The 16433-nt window shown below is 38.1% G+C and carries 13 protein-coding genes; 6 read left to right on the top strand and 7 right to left on the bottom strand.

Going from position 1 to position 16433, the window contains the following annotated elements; all coding sequences use genetic code 11:
• Window positions 1-115: 115 nt before the first annotated feature.
• Window positions 116-2479, top strand: a complete 2364-nt coding sequence (locus EGI31_RS23470; RefSeq protein ID WP_255039631.1) for an ABC transporter permease — start codon at window positions 116-118, stop codon at window positions 2477-2479.
• Window positions 2480-2577: 98 nt separating this feature from the next.
• On the top strand, window positions 2578-4356 hold the full coding sequence (locus EGI31_RS23475; RefSeq protein ID WP_255039632.1) for a discoidin domain-containing protein: 1779 nt from the start codon (window positions 2578-2580) through the stop codon (window positions 4354-4356).
• 5 nt (window positions 4357-4361) lie between these two features.
• On the opposite strand, the gene EGI31_RS23480 is transcribed toward EGI31_RS23475, so the two are convergent.
• The 3 genes from EGI31_RS23480 to EGI31_RS23490 form a co-directional block, all read right to left on the bottom strand.
• The gene (locus EGI31_RS23480) at window positions 4362-5663 is read right to left on the bottom strand and encodes a PQQ-binding-like beta-propeller repeat protein (protein WP_255039633.1); all 1302 of its coding nucleotides are present in this window, start codon (window positions 5661-5663) and stop codon (window positions 4362-4364) included.
• Between the two features lie 3 nt (window positions 5664-5666).
• Window positions 5667-6677, bottom strand: coding sequence for a hypothetical protein (locus tag EGI31_RS23485; protein ID WP_255039634.1), 1011 nt, complete (start codon window positions 6675-6677; stop codon window positions 5667-5669).
• Window positions 6678-6848: 171 nt separating this feature from the next.
• Complete coding sequence (locus EGI31_RS23490) at window positions 6849-7592, bottom strand: NIPSNAP family protein (protein WP_255039635.1); 744 nt, start codon at window positions 7590-7592, stop codon at window positions 6849-6851.
• Between the two features lie 148 nt (window positions 7593-7740).
• Here EGI31_RS23490 and EGI31_RS23495 point away from each other — a divergent pair, with 148 nt between their 5' ends.
• Complete coding sequence (locus tag EGI31_RS23495) at window positions 7741-9255, top strand: lipopolysaccharide biosynthesis protein (RefSeq protein WP_255039636.1); 1515 nt, start codon at window positions 7741-7743, stop codon at window positions 9253-9255.
• Here EGI31_RS23495 and EGI31_RS23500 read toward each other — a convergent pair.
• Entirely contained in the window at window positions 9250-9639 is a 390-nt protein-coding gene (locus tag EGI31_RS23500) for an HIT family protein (protein ID WP_255039637.1), read from the bottom strand. The genes EGI31_RS23495 and EGI31_RS23500 overlap by 6 nt on opposite strands.
• Before the next feature lie 69 nt (window positions 9640-9708).
• Between EGI31_RS23500 and EGI31_RS23505 the strand changes: the two genes are divergently transcribed.
• Window positions 9709-10989, top strand: coding sequence for a DUF3472 domain-containing protein (locus EGI31_RS23505; protein WP_255039638.1), 1281 nt, complete (start codon window positions 9709-9711; stop codon window positions 10987-10989).
• A 67-nt stretch (window positions 10990-11056) separates the two neighbouring features.
• Here the strand turns inward: EGI31_RS23505 and EGI31_RS23510 are convergent, their stop codons facing one another.
• From EGI31_RS23510 to EGI31_RS23520, 3 genes are all read right to left on the bottom strand, one after another.
• Window positions 11057-12376: a Gfo/Idh/MocA family protein gene (locus tag EGI31_RS23510; protein WP_255039639.1), complete on the bottom strand. Its 1320-nt coding sequence runs from the start codon at window positions 12374-12376 to the stop codon at window positions 11057-11059.
• Window positions 12377-12650: 274 nt separating this feature from the next.
• Window positions 12651-12857: a hypothetical protein gene (locus EGI31_RS23515; protein WP_255039640.1), complete on the bottom strand. Its 207-nt coding sequence runs from the start codon at window positions 12855-12857 to the stop codon at window positions 12651-12653.
• Window positions 12858-12928: 71 nt separating this feature from the next.
• Window positions 12929-13141 carry a hypothetical protein gene (locus tag EGI31_RS23520; RefSeq protein ID WP_255039641.1) on the bottom strand — a complete coding sequence of 71 codons (213 nt, stop codon included), beginning with the start codon at window positions 13139-13141 and terminating at the stop codon, window positions 12929-12931.
• 341 nt (window positions 13142-13482) lie between these two features.
• On the opposite strand from EGI31_RS23520, the gene EGI31_RS23525 reads away from it, so the two are divergent.
• Both EGI31_RS23525 and metG read left to right on the top strand, forming a co-directional pair.
• A complete protein-coding gene (locus EGI31_RS23525) occupies window positions 13483-14064 on the top strand; it encodes a transposase (RefSeq protein WP_255039642.1) in 582 nt (193 codons plus the stop codon).
• Window positions 14065-14351: 287 nt separating this feature from the next.
• A complete protein-coding gene (metG, locus tag EGI31_RS23530) occupies window positions 14352-16418 on the top strand; it encodes a methionine--tRNA ligase (RefSeq protein ID WP_255039643.1) in 2067 nt (688 codons plus the stop codon).
• Window positions 16419-16433 lie beyond the last annotated feature (15 nt).

Raw genomic sequence — 16433 nt, forward strand, 5'->3', positions numbered from 1 at the left:
AACCTATCCTTACAGGGTTATGAAAAAACTATTTGTTACGTGTTAAGAAGTCCTCAGAAAAATTTTAGAATTTTGATTTGAGGACTTCTTCATTCTGTTTTCAAAATCAAAAACTATGATCAAAAATTACATCAAAATAGCGTTTCGAAATCTTTGGAAAAACAAACTATTTTCCTTTATCAATATTTTTGGTTTGGGTCTTGCCCTGCCATTTGCTTTGCTTTCCTTGTTGCATTTGCAAAGCACTTTTGAATTCGACAATTTCCACCAAAATCGTGAACGAATCTTTAGAATAATTACGGATGAAAAAACCAATCAAGGCAAAAAAGTGAGTTATGCCTCCTCTCCTTTTTTACTTGCGGATAAGCTCCGAATTGATTACCCAGGAGTAGAATTTTCAACCAAAACCATGAGAGAATTTGGCTGGGAACTAAGCAATCAGCTAAAAAACCTGAAAGTAAATATTATCTATATTGAGCCCGACTTTTTTAACATTTTCAATTTCAAACTTGAAAAAGGCGAATATCCAACTGAGCCTAATACACTGGTAATAAGCCAAGAAACAGCAGAAAGATTTTATAAAAATCTAAATCCCATCGGCCAAATTCTCAATCACCCCACTTATGGAGCCTTCAAAATCACTGGTGTTTTGAAACCTTTCAAGAAAGAAACCCAATTTAAGAGTGACGTGATGGTTTCGATGGCCACTTACGAAAAACGAATGCAAGGAAACCCAATCACAAAAAGTTGGGGACAATACGAGAGTTTTTCTTTTGTGAAGTTAAGACCAAAAGTAAATCCAGCTTCGCTTGACTTGGCTTTGGCACAAATCGCTGAAAAAACCAATGTTAATCTGGTGCAAAACAAGAAGAGAAACGAATTTAGAAAACAAGCACTGGCAGATATTTCCCCAAGTGAAGAAGATCTCCAAAACAACCCCTATGTGGACAAATGGAGTGATATTTATGTCAATTTCTCCATTCCGATCATGATTTTGGTGCTGGCAGGATTCAATTACACCAATCTCACACTGGCTCGCTCACTAGGCCGCTCGCGTGAAGTTGGCGTAAGAAAAGTAATGGGGGCGGTTCGTTCGCAACTCATTGTACAATTTATCGCTGAAGCGGTTTTGATTGCCTTTTCTGCTTTAATAGTGGGTGTACTGATACTTTCGCTAATGAAAGAATACATCCATGTCAACTGGGTGACTTGGAAGGTGGATAATCCCTATTTCATTGTTATTATTTTCTGCATTTTTGCATTACTCCTGGGTGTTACTGCCGGCAGCTTGCCTGCTTGGATTTTGTCCAGTTTTCAGCCTGTAAAGGTTTTGAAAGGAACATTATCTCCGGCATCGTTCGGTAAAATAAATTTCCGTAAGAGCCTGATTGTAATTCAGTTTATTGTAACACTCGGTTTTATATTTCAGATTGGGCACATGTACAATCAGTTTAAATACATGGCCACCGAGAATGAGAATTTTAACAGAAAAGGTATTTTTAATCTGGCCATACCTTCCAAAAACGCTAAACTCATTACCCAAGAAATTTCTGAAAATAAAAACGTAAAGAAAATTGGGTTTACTTCCGTTCCCTTTGGAGGTATAACAACGCAGCTGGGTATTGGAACACAAAAAAAGGGAGAAAATACTGCATCCTATTATTACGCCTCAGACCGAAACTTCATCGAGAATATGAATTTAACGTTTGTAGCAGGCCAAAATTTACCCATATCAAGTGGAGATTCTGCTGGGAATTTTGTGATAATCAATGAGAAGGCTGTGGAAAAATTAAACTTGGGAAGCACCAAAGAGGCTGTTGGAAAGACTATTTTTTTAAATGAAAACATAGAAGTACAAGTGATTGGCGTGGTAAAAAACTTTTGTCACTTCAATTATCAGTTTGAAATCCAGCCGCTTGTTTTTCAGTACAATCCGGCTATGTTTAGGTCAATGGTGATCCAAACCGAAGGAAAAACAGACCAAGCCGAATTTGAAACTTTTGTAAAAACACTTTGGAAGAAACAAAATCCATACGAATCAGTGTCTTACAGTTGGTTTGAAGAGGAAATGTACGACAGATATTATCCAGCCGAAGACATGAAAATGATGGGCATCGCCTGTTTGGTTATATTGGTGATTGCTGTCATGGGTTTACTCGGTATGGTTATTTATACCACCGAAAAACGAGTAAAAGAAATTGGTATCCGCAAAGTTTTGGGGGCATCGGTCACCGAAGTGGTCACCATCTTGTCATGGAGTTTTTTAAAACTTTTACTCTTGGCAGGTGTCATCGCACTTCCTATCGGGATTTTCGGTGGCTTGCTATTCAATGGCCTTTTTACTTTCAACAACGGACTGAATTTCAGCCTGATGGCCATGTTTTTTATAACTGTCCTTTTGATAGCCATTCTCACCATAGCCTATTATAGCATGCGTGCAGCTTTTACCAATCCAGTAAATAGTTTGAGAGCAGAGTAGTGTTGTCCTTCTAAATACCAAGTTGAATAATTTAACTTGGGCTAAATTAATCTTAGGAATTCCTTTCGTATTTTAGCAGACAATTCAACCCAAATCTTATGAAAAAATACTTAGGCATTCTATTTATTTCTTGTCTTGGAGCCACAGCACAATTACCACAATACAACATACCAGAGGCCAATGCCACCAAAAAGAAAACCTACTGTAACCCCATGGATATCAACTATCAATACAATTGGGAGCAGGTAAACGACAATATATCTTATAGAAGTGGAGCCGACCCGGTAGTAATCAATCATAAAGGCGAGTATTACCTTTTCCATACCATACAGGGTGGCTATTGGCACTCCAAGGACCTCTCAGACTGGCGATACATTAAGCCTAGCCGCTGGCCCATGGAAGACATGTGTGCACCTGCCGCTTGGAGCAAAGACGATACTTTGTTTCTGTTCCAATCTACCTTTCAGCAGCGTCCGATTTTTTATACCACGCAGCCCAAAACCGGTCAACTGGAATTTTATAATCGTTGGTTGCCGCAATTACCCAAAGACATTGGCCCATGGGATCCAGCACTGTTTTACGACGAAGACTTGAAAGAATGGTACATGTACTGGGGTTCCTCAAATACCTATCCGCTTTTTGGAGCTCAACTCGACAAGGATAAAAAACTCACTTACAAAGGCGACTACAAGCCATTTGTATACCTCGACCCAGTAAATCACGGTTGGGAACGCTTCGGACAAGACCATAAATCGGACATTACGCCTTTCACAGAAGGAGCTTGGATGACCAAACATAATGGCAAGTATTACCTGCAATATGGTGCTCCAGGAACCGAGTACAACGTGTACGCCAACGGCACCTATGTGGGTGATCACCCGCTTGGGCCCTTCAAATATGCCCCTTACAATCCAATTTCATACAAGCCTGGTGGCTTCATGCAGGGAATGGGCCATGGATGTACTTTCAAAGACAATTACGGTAACTATTGGAACATGGGCACACCGTGGATAGCCGTAAACTGGAATTTTGAACGCAGAATAGAGATGGTGCCCACAGCATTCGACAAAGACGGACAGATGTTTGCCAATACCCGTTTCGCAGATTTCCCTTACAGATTACCTACAAAAAAATGGACCAATAAAGATGAACTTTTTACAGGCTGGATGCTTCTTTCTTATAAAAAACCAACAAAGTCATCATCGCAAAAAGAAGACAAATTCAGTTCGAATTTGGTAACCGATGAGAACCCAAGAACTTTCTGGGTGGCCAAAACCAATAAAACCAACGAGTGGCTGAGCATAGACCTCGAAAAAGTTTGTACGGTAAATGCACTACAAATCAACTACACTGATTATAAGTCAGATATATATGATTCGGCATTGCCAAAAGTATATATTCAATACCGAATTTACAGCTCTTTAGACGGTAAAACTTGGACAAAAATAGAAGACAATTCTAACGAAAAACGTGACCGCCCAAATGCCTATATCGAATTGCCAAAAGCCGTAAAGGCCAGATATATCAAGTTTGAGAATGTACATGTTCCGATGCCAAATTTGGCTGTGAGCGACATCAGAGTTTTTGGAAATGGTGGTGAAAAAGCCCCAGAAACACCAAAAAACTTAGAAGCAAAACGTGACACGGATGAACGCAATGCCTTCATAAAATGGGAGAAAGTAGACGGAGCCGTAGGTTACAACATCTTGTGGGGCATAGCACCAGACAAATTGTATCAAACCTACCAAATCTGGGCGGACGAACCTTCTGAAAAAGAAATCAGAGCCTTAAACGTAGGTGTGAAATACTATTTCGCCATTGAATCATTTAATGAAAATGGGGTGAGTAAGGTGAGTGAGATTAAGGGTGGGATTTGAGAGTATTACTCAAAACTTCTCACAATATTCGAAAGCCATTCTGAATTATGAACTTTCCCCTTCGAATCCACAAGTATTGGAGAGGAAGTTCTCGTACCGATATTAAATGACCATAACTTACTACCTGTTTTGAGACTATAAGCTACCAAGTCTTTTAAATCATGGTCAATAAGAAAGATGACTCCGTTAGAAATTAAAGGATTGTGAGTTCCCGAATCACTAATCGGCTTCTGATAGAGTATTTTCCCCGTATTTACATCAGTAAAATAAAGATTCTTCTGAACAGCGAAAGATGCGAAATCATTAGAAACTAGAACTCCTTGAGAATAGAACATATTGTTTCTATATGCTTGAGGGGTCTTCGTTGTCCAAATCAAGCTACCGTCTTTAAGATTAAATGCAGATAGATTTCCCTCTTCATTGACACCATTAAAATGAGAAACTATAATTTTATTGTCTTCAATTACAGGTTTCGTACCAAAATAATACCCCGAAATTTTCGAATTCTCCCAAATAATCTTACCATCCTTTAAACTTAGGGCCTGAATTTGATTTATGGAATTACTTTTAAGAAGATATATGTTTCCATTGGAAACTCCTATTCTTTGAATCTGCCAATTCTCATTTTTTTGACTCCATTTTTCTTGCCCGGTAGAAATATCAAGAACCATTAGGTTTCTTAAACCATACCCAAATATTATTTCAGAGTCAGTTACAATTGGTTTATTGGAGAAGCCATTTCCCGAGAGTGGCAATGAATAAATCCACTTGACATCTTTTCCATTTAGATTTAAACAAATGATATTTTGATTATCTTGAAAAATAAGTCCAGAAGACCCAACACTAATCAAACCAATACCAAAACCCAAATTCCATTGATATTTCCAAATATTTTTACCTGTAGTGGCATCACTGGCATATAACTGTTTATTCCAAGTGGAATAAATGACATTATCTTTCCCAATAAATTCCGAGTTTCCATTCTCAAAACCACTTCCTTGAAGTAAAAAGTTTTTTTGTCCATTGTCTGCGTTGTAAGAGGCAAAAAAATTCAAGAAAAATGAGTTTCCTCCATTTGAATATAAGGAACCCTTATATAAATACGGATTTGTAAACATATTTACACCACCATTCGCTTCCCAAAGCATTTTTCCAGTTTCAGCATCTAAAGAGTATAATTTTTTATCGCCTTGAACGTAAAGAACTTTATTTGTGGCTATTGGTTCTTTTGATGGGTCAAGTTCGTTTTTTTCGCATGAACTTATTCCTACAAAAACTACCAAAACTATGAATATAAATAATTTCATTTTTTAGTTACAGATATATTTGTTTTCATAAGAATAACCTATTTGATAAGTATTTCTATCAAATACTTTTACATTTAGAGCTTGTCCTTTGTCATTATAAACCACATCAAATGTTATGAAAACCTCAGATGTAGAATTATTTTTGAAAGAATACGATTTTTGGGTTTTTGGAATAGAATTGGGGTGATAGGTATATTCTAACATTAAATGATAATCCTTGTTGTTATTTGAATTGTAAATTTTCAACAATTTTCCATCATTGTCATACTCAAATCTTTCACTGGAAACATATACACCGAACCTCTTAGATTCCGTTTCTTTAATTGTTTTTTCAGAATTGACCTTATAGGTTTTCTCCAATCCGGTATGGTCTTTGGTTTTCGTCAGAATACCATTTTGGTCGTAAAAATATTCCGTAGAAATATTAGAGGAGCCCTGATATACTGACTTTAATAGCCTATTGTTTACGTCATAGGTATTAAAATAAGTTAGTTGAACATTTCCGTTTTGAATAGTCTCTTGAAGTAAAATATTGTTTTTGCTATCATACTGTGTCTTACGTTCAAAAATTTCATTACCATTTTTATTCACAAAATAGGTTTCTTTACCACTAATATTATATTCGGTTGTTAATTTTGACTTGCTATAAAGGTAACCCTGTTCAATTTTTGATTTTATTTTACCCTTTTCAAAGTAGGTATAGTCTATAATGGAGACCAATTTTGAATCTTGATCCGTAAATGTCACTTTGATTAAATCATTTTCAGCATTATACTCATTTTTATGATTATCAATCAATATCTTTCCATTCGCATACTTAGTGGTTCGTTTGATTAGATTCTTATTTTTATCGTATTCGAAACTAACTGTATTGGAGAACTTGGTGCCTTCATAATTATCCGTCTGGGTTATCAAGCATTTGTTGGACTGCGGTTCTAAAACTTCTTCAGATTTCTGGCAAGATAGAAGTGTGGCTAACATTAAGAAGGAGTAGAATTTTGTGAATTTTTTCATTTATATTTTCTTGATTAAATTGGGAATCAACAAAATCCTCTGCAATTACTAAGCCAATAAGTTTATTTGGAATGAAAGATTATTTCTAAAACTAATTTGGAATAAAAAAGGACCAAGAGAAATTGAATCTCCATTGGTCCAAAAGTTTAAAAATAAATAACTTGTTTCAAATCACAATTGCGAATACTTCAGAGGCTTCAAAAACACCCTATGAATATTTGAAACCGTATTTGCGTATTCGGGAAGTTTTGAGATACGTTTCCATTCTGGGTGGTCAGAGAATTTCTTCCAGTTGGCATCACGCTCAGCCAAATCTTTGAAGGCAAGCATATAGGTCAGACAAGGCATTTGTGGGCCTGCTATTTTTTCTCCAAACATAACCGAATGCAGTCCAGTTTCTTTGAAAATCTGCAACTCGCCTTCGTTAAACATCTTTATTTTTCTTTGGTAAGCATCTTCAATGTAGCCCTCGTAAGTACGCATTTCAAAAACCATCGAGCCAGTTTCTGGTTTGATGAGTTGCGGAATTCCCGAAAAAGCATTGAAAAAAGAAGTTTCATACCTGCTAAAAGGCACTTTGTCTTGGGTAATGGTATTATATTCCGCAGAATTTTCTGTAAAAACTTTATCGGAATTTACCGCCTTAGTTACTTTTTCATAGGCCGCCATGCTCTCGTATGGAATCAATAGATAAATTTTGGCCGGGTTGTCTTGACTCCACTCTTCAAAAGCCCCGATGTTTTTCACACCTTGTCTGTTCAATGAAGGCAAAAGAGCCTTTTCAAGATAATTGTGTAATCCGGAAGCTGGCGAACCGAACTTCATGGTGTAAACCCGCAGTTCATAAAATTCTCGTTGGGCAGAAACAGAAATTGCAGTAAGAGCAAAAACAAAAAGGAAGAAAAACTTTTTCATTTTTTGGTTTGAATAAATTGAATGGTAAAAGTAGAAAAAAAGGTTGAAGCATTTAAGCAATTTGAACTAACTAACTGAAAGTCCTTGATTCTTTTGCATTCTTGCCCAAAAATTCGGAACATTGCGGCTCAATTTCGAATCTTAATAAATGAGTTTAGTAAAAAAACTGGCTGGCGACACGGTGCTTTATGGAATGAGCAGCATTGTGGGTCGACTGCTAAACTGGCTTTTGGTGATTGTACACACCCGTGTATTTGAACAGCCCGAGCTCCTCACCGAAAACGCCCAACTCTACACTTACGTTATTCCCTTGAATATCCTTTTTACCTTTGGTATGGAGACGGCTTTTTTCAGATATGGCTCCAAAAAAGAGAATCAATCGGAGTACTTTAATCTCATACTTAGTTTCATCATTGTTCTTAGTGGCGTACTTTCATTAGGATTGATTTTGGGAGCGACACCCTTAGTAAATGCCATGCGTTTTCCGGGAAAAGAACGTTTGGTTATTATGTTGTCCATTATTATTGCCATTGATGCTATTTGTGCCATCGCTTTTGTAAAACTGCGGGCCCAAAACAAAGCCAAACGATTTGTTGGCATTAAAATCACCAATATTGCCATCAATATATTCTTAAATGCCTTCTATCTGATTTTCTGTAATAATATACTGAAAGACAAGTTTTTACCTAACCTAAAACCTTTTGCGGCGTTTATTTACGATGCCAACGTTGGCCCTGATTATATCATTTGGGCCAATTATGTGGCCAGTATGATTACGTTTGGTTTATTGTGGAAAGAGTTTGTTGGTTTCAGATTCACGATAAACTGGGAAAAATTGAAAGAAGTTTTGGTGTATGCATACCCACTTATGATAATGGGTCTAGCGGGAGCTATTAACCTTACGGCCGACCGGCTGATGTTCAGGGAGTTGCTTCCCGAAGGATTTTATTCTGACTTCCCGAAACCCGACCAGGCTTTTAGTATTTACTCGCAAGTGTATAAACTTTCTATTTTTATGACACTAGTGGTACAAGCATATCGTTATGCGGCTGACCCACTTTTTTTCTCAAAAATGGGTGATAAAAACTCACCAAATCTGATAGCACTTAGCACCAAGTGGTTTACAATTGCCTGTATAATTCTCTGGGTTGGCGTCAGTCTAAACCTCGACTGGATTGGTCTTTTAATTGGCGAAAACTATCGTTCAGGCCTTTACATTGTACCCATATTGCTCTTAGCCAACTTATTTATAGGCGTTTATGGCAATACCTCCATTTGGTTTAAATTGGTAGACAAGACCAAATTTGGCACTTATCTTACTATCGCTGCCATGATTTTGACAATCATTCTGAACGTAATTCTCATACCAAGGCTTGGATACTTGGGCTGTGCGATCACCTTTACTTTTTCATCATTTTTTATGGTGGTGGCTTGCTATATTTTGGGGCAAAAACACTATCCAATTCCTTATGAACTAAAAGAAATATCGGCTTACTTGATTTTTGCTGGATTAATTATTTTAGCCAATACCCAAATACATATCAGAAATTATTGGGTATCAATACCCTACCACATGCTCCTGACCTTTTTGTTTATTGGTGTGGTTTATTGGTATGAGTTTAAGGTGAAAGAAAATCCAGATTTACTCAAAAAGGCTTTATAAACCAGCCTTAATTTTCTCGGCAATTTCGGCCAATTCCTCTTGCGAAATCTTGATTTTGGAATTGAAATTCATGTCGTTCATACTATTCATGGGTATCAAATGCACGTGGGCATGCGGCACCTCTAAGCCAATTACTGCCACTCCTACCCTTTTACATGGTACTGCTTTTCTTATGGCTGGCTCTAAAGACTTTGCAAAGGCCATCAATCCAGTATAAAGCTCGTCTGAAAGATCAAAAAGATAGTCAACTTCCTTTTTCGGCACTACTAAAGTATGGCCAGGTGCACATGGAAATACATCCAGAAATGCAAAGAAATCTTTTGTTTCAGCTATTTTATGGCAAGGAATCTCGCCATTTATGATTTTCGTGAATATGGAGGCCATGAGTTTGAGAATTTTTATGCAATTTTAGCCCATATTTCATTCCCTAACAAGTTAATTCGCCATTTAAATATGCATCGAATAGCTATTTTTTGTCTTTATTTCCTTCTCATTTCATGTGAAGAGTCGTCCGCGATTACTTATACTTCACATGACCCAAACCTCCAAAAAATCCCACTAGGTGGTAATGCATGGGTTACTAATGGTGCTGAAATTACAGAGAAAGGGCTGGGAAATTGGACGAGCGTTGATCAAGTTTGCAAAGTTTATTTCAAGGTAAATAAGGCTGGTAAACTTAAACTTTCCATATTCTCAGAAGCTGTTCCTAGCAAAATAAAAATATCAATTTCAGGCACAAGTAAAGTGATTGAGCTAAAAGGCGAAGCTGAAACCATGGCCGGTGAATGGGATATTGTGCAGGCCGGATATGTGGAAATACAACTCGTTGGTATCGAAAAACAAGGAAATACATTTGGCGAAATATCAGCCATCGGCATAAGTGGGAGTTGTGTAAACTCCGAAACTGCCTTTGTGAAAAACAACGAGGGAAATTATTTCTACTGGGGAAGGCGTGGACCATCTGTGCATCTTAATTACAACACCGATGGATTAGAAAGTATCGAATGGTTTTACTCGGAAATAACAGTACCTGAGAAAAACGATGTGATTGGTTCTTACTATATGGCTAATGGTTTTGGCGAGGGATATTTTGGTATGCAAGTAAATTCTGAAACTGAGAGACGGGTTTTATTCTCTATTTGGAGTCCTTTTACCACAGACGATCCAAGCAAAATACCTACAGACCAGAAAATAATTCTGCTCAAAAAGGGCAAAAATGTATACACTGGCGAGTTTGGAAATGAGGGTGCGGGTGGCCAAAGCTATTTGAAATACAACTGGAAAGTCGGTAATACCTACAAATTTTTAGTCGGTGCCAAACCTGATAGACTTGGTTCTACAACCTACACCGCATACTTTTTTGTACCCGAAGAAAACCAGTGGTTATTGATTGCTAGTTTCAAAAGGCCGAAGACGAACATCTACTTGAAAGGCCTGTATTCGTTTTTGGAAAACTTCGAGCCAGAAACTGGTAACCAAGCTCGTCAGGCCAACTATGGAAACCAATGGGCATTTGACAGCAAAAAAGGTTGGCAAGAAATCAACAAAATTACCTTCACAGCAGATGCCACCGCACGAATAGGTTATAGAAAAGACTACGAAGGTGGTAATGCAGAAGATGGATTTTACCTGAAAAACTGTGGATTTTCAAACAAAACAACAGCCATAAAAACTGAAATTGTTAGACCGCTGAAAAACCTTAAACCTCAAGTTGCTTTCGCCCTACTACCGTAAAGTGAAATTCATGAATCTTCAGAAAGACTCATGAATTACTCTTCATTTTAAATAAAACTTACTTCCATCAAATTTTGATGGCCCATTCACCATTGAGTTTACGACCTAAAAGAGCGTTGGCTTCTTTATCACCCAAGAACGTTTCCTTCTCCGGATTCCAAGCCAAAGGCCTGTTCAATTGATATGCGATGTTCGCAATATTGCACAAGGACGAAGTACGGTGACCAATCTCAACATCACAAATGGGTTTACTTCTATTACGCATGGCTTGCAAAAAGTCTTTATAATGATTTTCGCTTTTATACACATGCTTTTCGTTTTCACCAATCACCTTGGTGGCTAATTCTGTAGGAGTAGTTTCAATTTTTTTCCGTGCAACTTTCAGTTCACCTTCAGAACCCACAAAATGTATGGCGTTATTCCAGTCCCAAGGCTCATGGCTCATGGTAATGCCGTTGGCATATTTTAGGGTCAAGAATTTCACATCTTTACCATCGGGGGTAATGAGGGAAACAGGCCCACTCGCATCCATATCCAAAGCCCATTGTACGATATCAAACATGTGAGCTCCCCAGTCAGTCACCATTCCCCCTCCAAACTCTCTATATAAACGCCAGTTAGGAAATACATCTTTGCTAATAGGAGGGGCTAGTTCTGAATTAAAGGGCACGTAAGCATTTGGACCCAACCAAAGTTTCCAATCGAGCCCTTCAGGAATAGATTCCTCGGCTAGATTGTATTTAATTGGCGGTTTTCCAACGTTTACTTTTATGTGTTTTATTTCGCCAAGGTAGCCATTCCGAACCAACTCAGCGGCTTGGCGGAACTCCGGCCAAGACCGTTGCATGCTTCCTGTTTGAAAAACTCTATTGTGCTTTCGAGCTGCTTTTACCATTGCTCTACCCTCTTTTACGGTAAGTGCTAGCGGCTTTTCGCAATAAATATCTTTACCAGCAGCTGCGGCCTTAACTGACATTACCGCATGTTGATGGTCGGGCGTGGCAATAACCACAGCATCAATATCTTTTCTAACTAATAATTCACGATAATCTGGAAAAACAGAAATTTCAGCATACTGACCTAAGTTTGTATTTTTCTCATAAATTCCCTTGATACGTTCAAGCATCTGATCAGCCTTAGCTTTGTAAACTTCGCTTATAGCATTAATTCTCACCTCTCCAGTGGTCAGAAAAGAATTGGCCAAGCCTTTGGCCTGCTTTCCGGTACCAATAAAACCTAGATTGATGATATCGCTTGGAGCTCGATAAAGTTCTCCAAATGCATTTTTGCCACCTAATACATGGCGAGGAACAATCATGAAACCGCCTATTGTAGCAGCCACCTGCGTAAGAAACCTTCTACGATTTTGAGTTATATTATCTTTCATTTTTTATGGTTGAATATTGAAATATGAAGATAAACATTTTAACGGAAAAATTGGATCGTTAAATAAAGTAATTCATATTTTTTGAATTGGCAACTTACACCGCAATTCCCTAAATCTGGGATAAAGTAAACTCTTCCGGAAAAGTATTAAAAGATATCTCATAATTGTGATTGATAAAATCAAGGCAGAACAGTAAAGGAGTTTAGAGGGTATTGGTATAATAATTAGTAAAAAGTGATATACCAAAAACCTAACACCAACATAGATTTTCAGCTTAAATAAAGCCTTTGATACTCAAAGTTCCATTTTCTCTCTGAAAGACTGGCATCAGCGTCTGGTTGCCTTGTTTTACAGTTCCGAAATAAAGATGACTGTAAGATTTGATTTTCATGGGCATCAAATCTGGAAATTGAGCCTTCAAAAGAGCAGGTATTTCTCCATTGGACTTCACAACGTGTTTCGGTACGATTATTCTGGCCATGATTTTGATGTTTTTTTATATTGTTTTTGATAAAAAATTAAATTTTCTAATTGACAATTAATATTATCGTCTCAATAGCAGGCGAAGCCTTTAATGCTTAAAGTGCCACCTACCCTTCTAAAAACTGGTGTTAAGGTTTGATTGTCTTCTTTATAGGTTCCGCAAAAATTATGACTAAACGAACATGATTTTTCATAGGATAAATCTGGAAAATGATTTCTCAACAAAGAGATAACTTCAAGATTTGACTTTACTAAGTGCTTCGGAACGATAATTCTGGCCATGGTATTAAGTAATTATAATTTTAGAAAAGCTTGAATTAGAATGGCTTACGCCCTCTTTCATGATTCAAATGTATATTGATTTTTTTATGCTAAAAAATTTTGCTTAATATTGCTAATATTTTGAGCATATTGATTTTTGAATGGTAAGGTCAGTACCGAAGGTCAGACCTGGTTCAAACATAAAAAAGTAGGCTATAGCCAAGTAGTTTGAGACATGGGCTTAGTTTGACATCAAACCAAAAAGACTTTAAAGTTCTAAACTGGACTCAATTATCGTTTAAGAAATTTCTTGAAATTCAAAAAATTAAATCTAATTTTCAACACGATTTACCAGCAAAAAAATGGAGTTTTACAATAATTCAATTTACCACATCTACAATCAAGGCAACAATAGAGAAACCACTTACAGAGATATTGATGATTACTTTGAGTTTCTTCGAAAACTAGATTTTCATTTGAAACCCACCTGTACCATCCTTTCCTATTGTCTGATGCCTAATCATTTTCATGTAATTATTCTCACCACCGAAAAAAGCAACGAAAAAGTAAAGATTGGAAGTTTGGAGTTGACTAGGATTACCAATGCTTTTAGGTTGATTTTGAGTGAATATGCTCAAGATTTTAATAAAAAGTATAATAGGTCAGGATCTCTATTCCGTCAAAAAACAAAATACAAATTGGCAGATAATATGGAGCCACAATATCTAAAAAACTTGATTTATTATGTTTTAAGTAACCCATTCGATATTAAAGACGTTAATAAACTTGAAGATTGGCATTTTAGCTCTTTTCGAGATTTGCTTGGATTAAGAAATGGAAGGCTAATTGACAAAGAACTATGCAAAGAGGTCTTTCAATTGACAGTTGAAGATTTGAATGATTTTAATAATGGTTATTCAGATCCTTTGTATTTAAAAAAATAGTTCTTGAAAAAGAGGGGCAGCACAGAAGGTCAAACCCTCCTGAATACTAAATGAACTTTGGAAATCTTAACCGGTCTGACCTGAGGTAATGACCTAATTTTTAGGTAAAATACCAGCATGAGGGATCGTCGCGGAGCTCTTTGTGGCCTGGCCCTAGCCGGACACAAAAGCGGGAGCAGAGAGCCCGACCCTGACACATGTAGCGATAGCGGAATGTGTTGGGGGCATGCCCAAAGATTTCTCGGAAAAATGTACTAAATTTGCACCTCAATTTTCTACGAGACGTGATGAAGAACAATCCGAAAAGATATACCGTAACCGCTGCTTTGATTTATGCCAATGGACCCATACACATCGGTCACTTGGCTGGCTGCTACCTGCCTGCTGATATTTATGTGCGTTACTTGAGGCTGAAAGGCAAGGATGTGGCCTTTGTGAGTGGTACCGATGAACATGGGGTGCCGATTACGATCAAAGCCAAAAAAGAAGGCACTACGCCACAGGGTGTGGTGGACAAATATTACGGCATCATAAAGGATTCGTTTGAGCAATTCGGAATTTCGTTTGATATTTATTCACGGACTTCCAACCCTGTACACCATGAAACCTCGCAGGAATTTTTTACAACGTTGAACAATAAAGGGTATTTCGACGAGGTGGTGACGGAGCAATATTTTGATGAGACCGCTCAGCAGTTTTTGGCCGACAGATATATAGTTGGTGAATGTCCAGTTTGCCACAACGAAGGTGCCTATGGCGACCAGTGCGAAAAGTGCGGTTCGTCCCTTTCGCCCACGGAGTTGATCAATCCTAAATCAACGATTTCAGGAGCTAAACCCGTGATGAAAGCTACCAAAAACTGGTATCTGCCACTAGACAGAATGCAACCCGAAATAGAAAAATATGTAAACAGCCACACCGAATGGAAGCCGAACGTGTTTGGGCAGTGCCAGTCGTGGTTGAAGCAGGGTTTGCAGCCGCGTGCAATGACCCGCGACCTTGAGTGGGGCGTAAAAGTGCCGCTAGAAGATGCCGAAGGCAAGGTATTGTATGTGTGGTTTGATGCTCCGATTGGCTACATTTCAATGACCAAAGAATGGGCTGCTGCTAATGGCAAAAATTGGGAAGATTACTGGAAGTCGGAGGATACGAAGCTGGTGCATTTTATTGGAAAAGACAATATAGTTTTTCACTGCATCATTTTTCCGGCGATGCTGATGGCCGAAGGCAGCTTTATTCTGGCGGACAACGTGCCTGCCAACGAGTTTATGAATCTTGAAAACGATAAGATTTCGACCTCAAGAAACTGGGCGGTGTGGTTGCACGAATATCTGGTGGAATTCCCGGGCAAACAAGACGTGTTGCGATATGCTTTGGCAGCAAACGCTCCTGAAAGTAAAGACAATGACTTTACTTGGAAAGATTTTCAGACCAAAAACAACTCGGAATTGGTGGGGATTTTCGGAAATTTTGTAAACCGTACGGTGGTACTTACACAGAAGTTTTATGATGGTAAAGTGCCTGAAAGAGGTACATTGCAAGATATTGACCAACAGACACTTGACGCACTGAAACAGTTACCATGCGATGTATCAGATGCTATAAAAAATTATAAGTTTAGAGACGCCCTGGCCAGTATGATGGAAATTGCCCGATTAGGAAATAAATATTTGGCCGAAACCGAACCTTGGAAAGCCATAAAAGAAGATCCTGAGCGTGTGAAAACCATTATGAATATAGCGATGCAAATCACTGCCACTTTGGCGATTGTGGCTGAGCCGTTTTTACCGTTTACTTCGGAGAAATTATATGAGCAACTGAAGCTTTCAGAATGGAATTTGAACGGTCCGAAACGCGAATGGATAGATGCAGGAAATGCTGATTTGGTACCAGCAGGACTGGAAATAGGCTCAGGAGCATTGCTTTTTGAGAAAATAGAAGACGAAACCATAGACAAACAAGTACAAAAACTACTGGACGCCAAACGCATGAACGAACTGGAAGGTAAAACCGTAGCTCCACTGAAAGAGAATATACAATTTGATGATTTTGCTAAGCTAGACATCAGAATAGGTACAATATTAGAAGCCGAAGCTGTGAAAAAAAGCAAGAAATTATTGAAATTCTTGATTGATGACGGCTTAGAAAAACGCACGATTTTGAGCGGAATAGCCGAGCATTTCACACCTGAAGAAATGGTAGGCCGACAAGTAACCTTCATAGCCAACCTTGCCCCAAGAATGATGATGGGCATAGAGTCGCAAGGAATGATTCTGATGGCCGAAGATAAAGATGGCTCTCTTTCATTACTACAACCACATAAGGAGGTTTGGAATGGTGCTGGGGTGAGTTGAGGGGAGGAAAGATTA

This window comes from Lacihabitans soyangensis (assembly GCF_024343775.1).
Taxonomy (GTDB): domain Bacteria; phylum Bacteroidota; class Bacteroidia; order Cytophagales; family Spirosomataceae; genus Leadbetterella; species Leadbetterella soyangensis.

Excerpts from the sequence above, each read along its gene's own strand:
- EGI31_RS23470 (WP_255039631.1), top strand. The coding sequence starts at position 116 with ATGATCAAAAATTACATCAAAATAGCGTTTCGAAATCTTTGGAAAAAC.
- EGI31_RS23475 (WP_255039632.1), top strand. The coding sequence starts at position 2,578 with ATGAAAAAATACTTAGGCATTCTATTTATTTCTTGTCTTGGAGCCACA.
- EGI31_RS23480 (WP_255039633.1), bottom strand. The coding sequence starts at position 5,663 with ATGAAATTATTTATATTCATAGTTTTGGTAGTTTTTGTAGGAATAAGT.
- EGI31_RS23485 (WP_255039634.1), bottom strand. The coding sequence starts at position 6,677 with ATGAAAAAATTCACAAAATTCTACTCCTTCTTAATGTTAGCCACACTT.
- EGI31_RS23490 (WP_255039635.1), bottom strand. The coding sequence starts at position 7,592 with ATGAAAAAGTTTTTCTTCCTTTTTGTTTTTGCTCTTACTGCAATTTCT.
- EGI31_RS23495 (WP_255039636.1), top strand. The coding sequence starts at position 7,741 with ATGAGTTTAGTAAAAAAACTGGCTGGCGACACGGTGCTTTATGGAATG.
- EGI31_RS23500 (WP_255039637.1), bottom strand. The coding sequence starts at position 9,639 with ATGGCCTCCATATTCACGAAAATCATAAATGGCGAGATTCCTTGCCAT.
- EGI31_RS23505 (WP_255039638.1), top strand. The coding sequence starts at position 9,709 with ATGCATCGAATAGCTATTTTTTGTCTTTATTTCCTTCTCATTTCATGT.
- EGI31_RS23510 (WP_255039639.1), bottom strand. The coding sequence starts at position 12,376 with ATGAAAGATAATATAACTCAAAATCGTAGAAGGTTTCTTACGCAGGTG.
- EGI31_RS23515 (WP_255039640.1), bottom strand. The coding sequence starts at position 12,857 with ATGGCCAGAATAATCGTACCGAAACACGTTGTGAAGTCCAATGGAGAA.
- EGI31_RS23520 (WP_255039641.1), bottom strand. The coding sequence starts at position 13,141 with ATGGCCAGAATTATCGTTCCGAAGCACTTAGTAAAGTCAAATCTTGAA.
- EGI31_RS23525 (WP_255039642.1), top strand. The coding sequence starts at position 13,483 with ATGGAGTTTTACAATAATTCAATTTACCACATCTACAATCAAGGCAAC.
- metG (WP_255039643.1), top strand. The coding sequence starts at position 14,352 with ATGAAGAACAATCCGAAAAGATATACCGTAACCGCTGCTTTGATTTAT.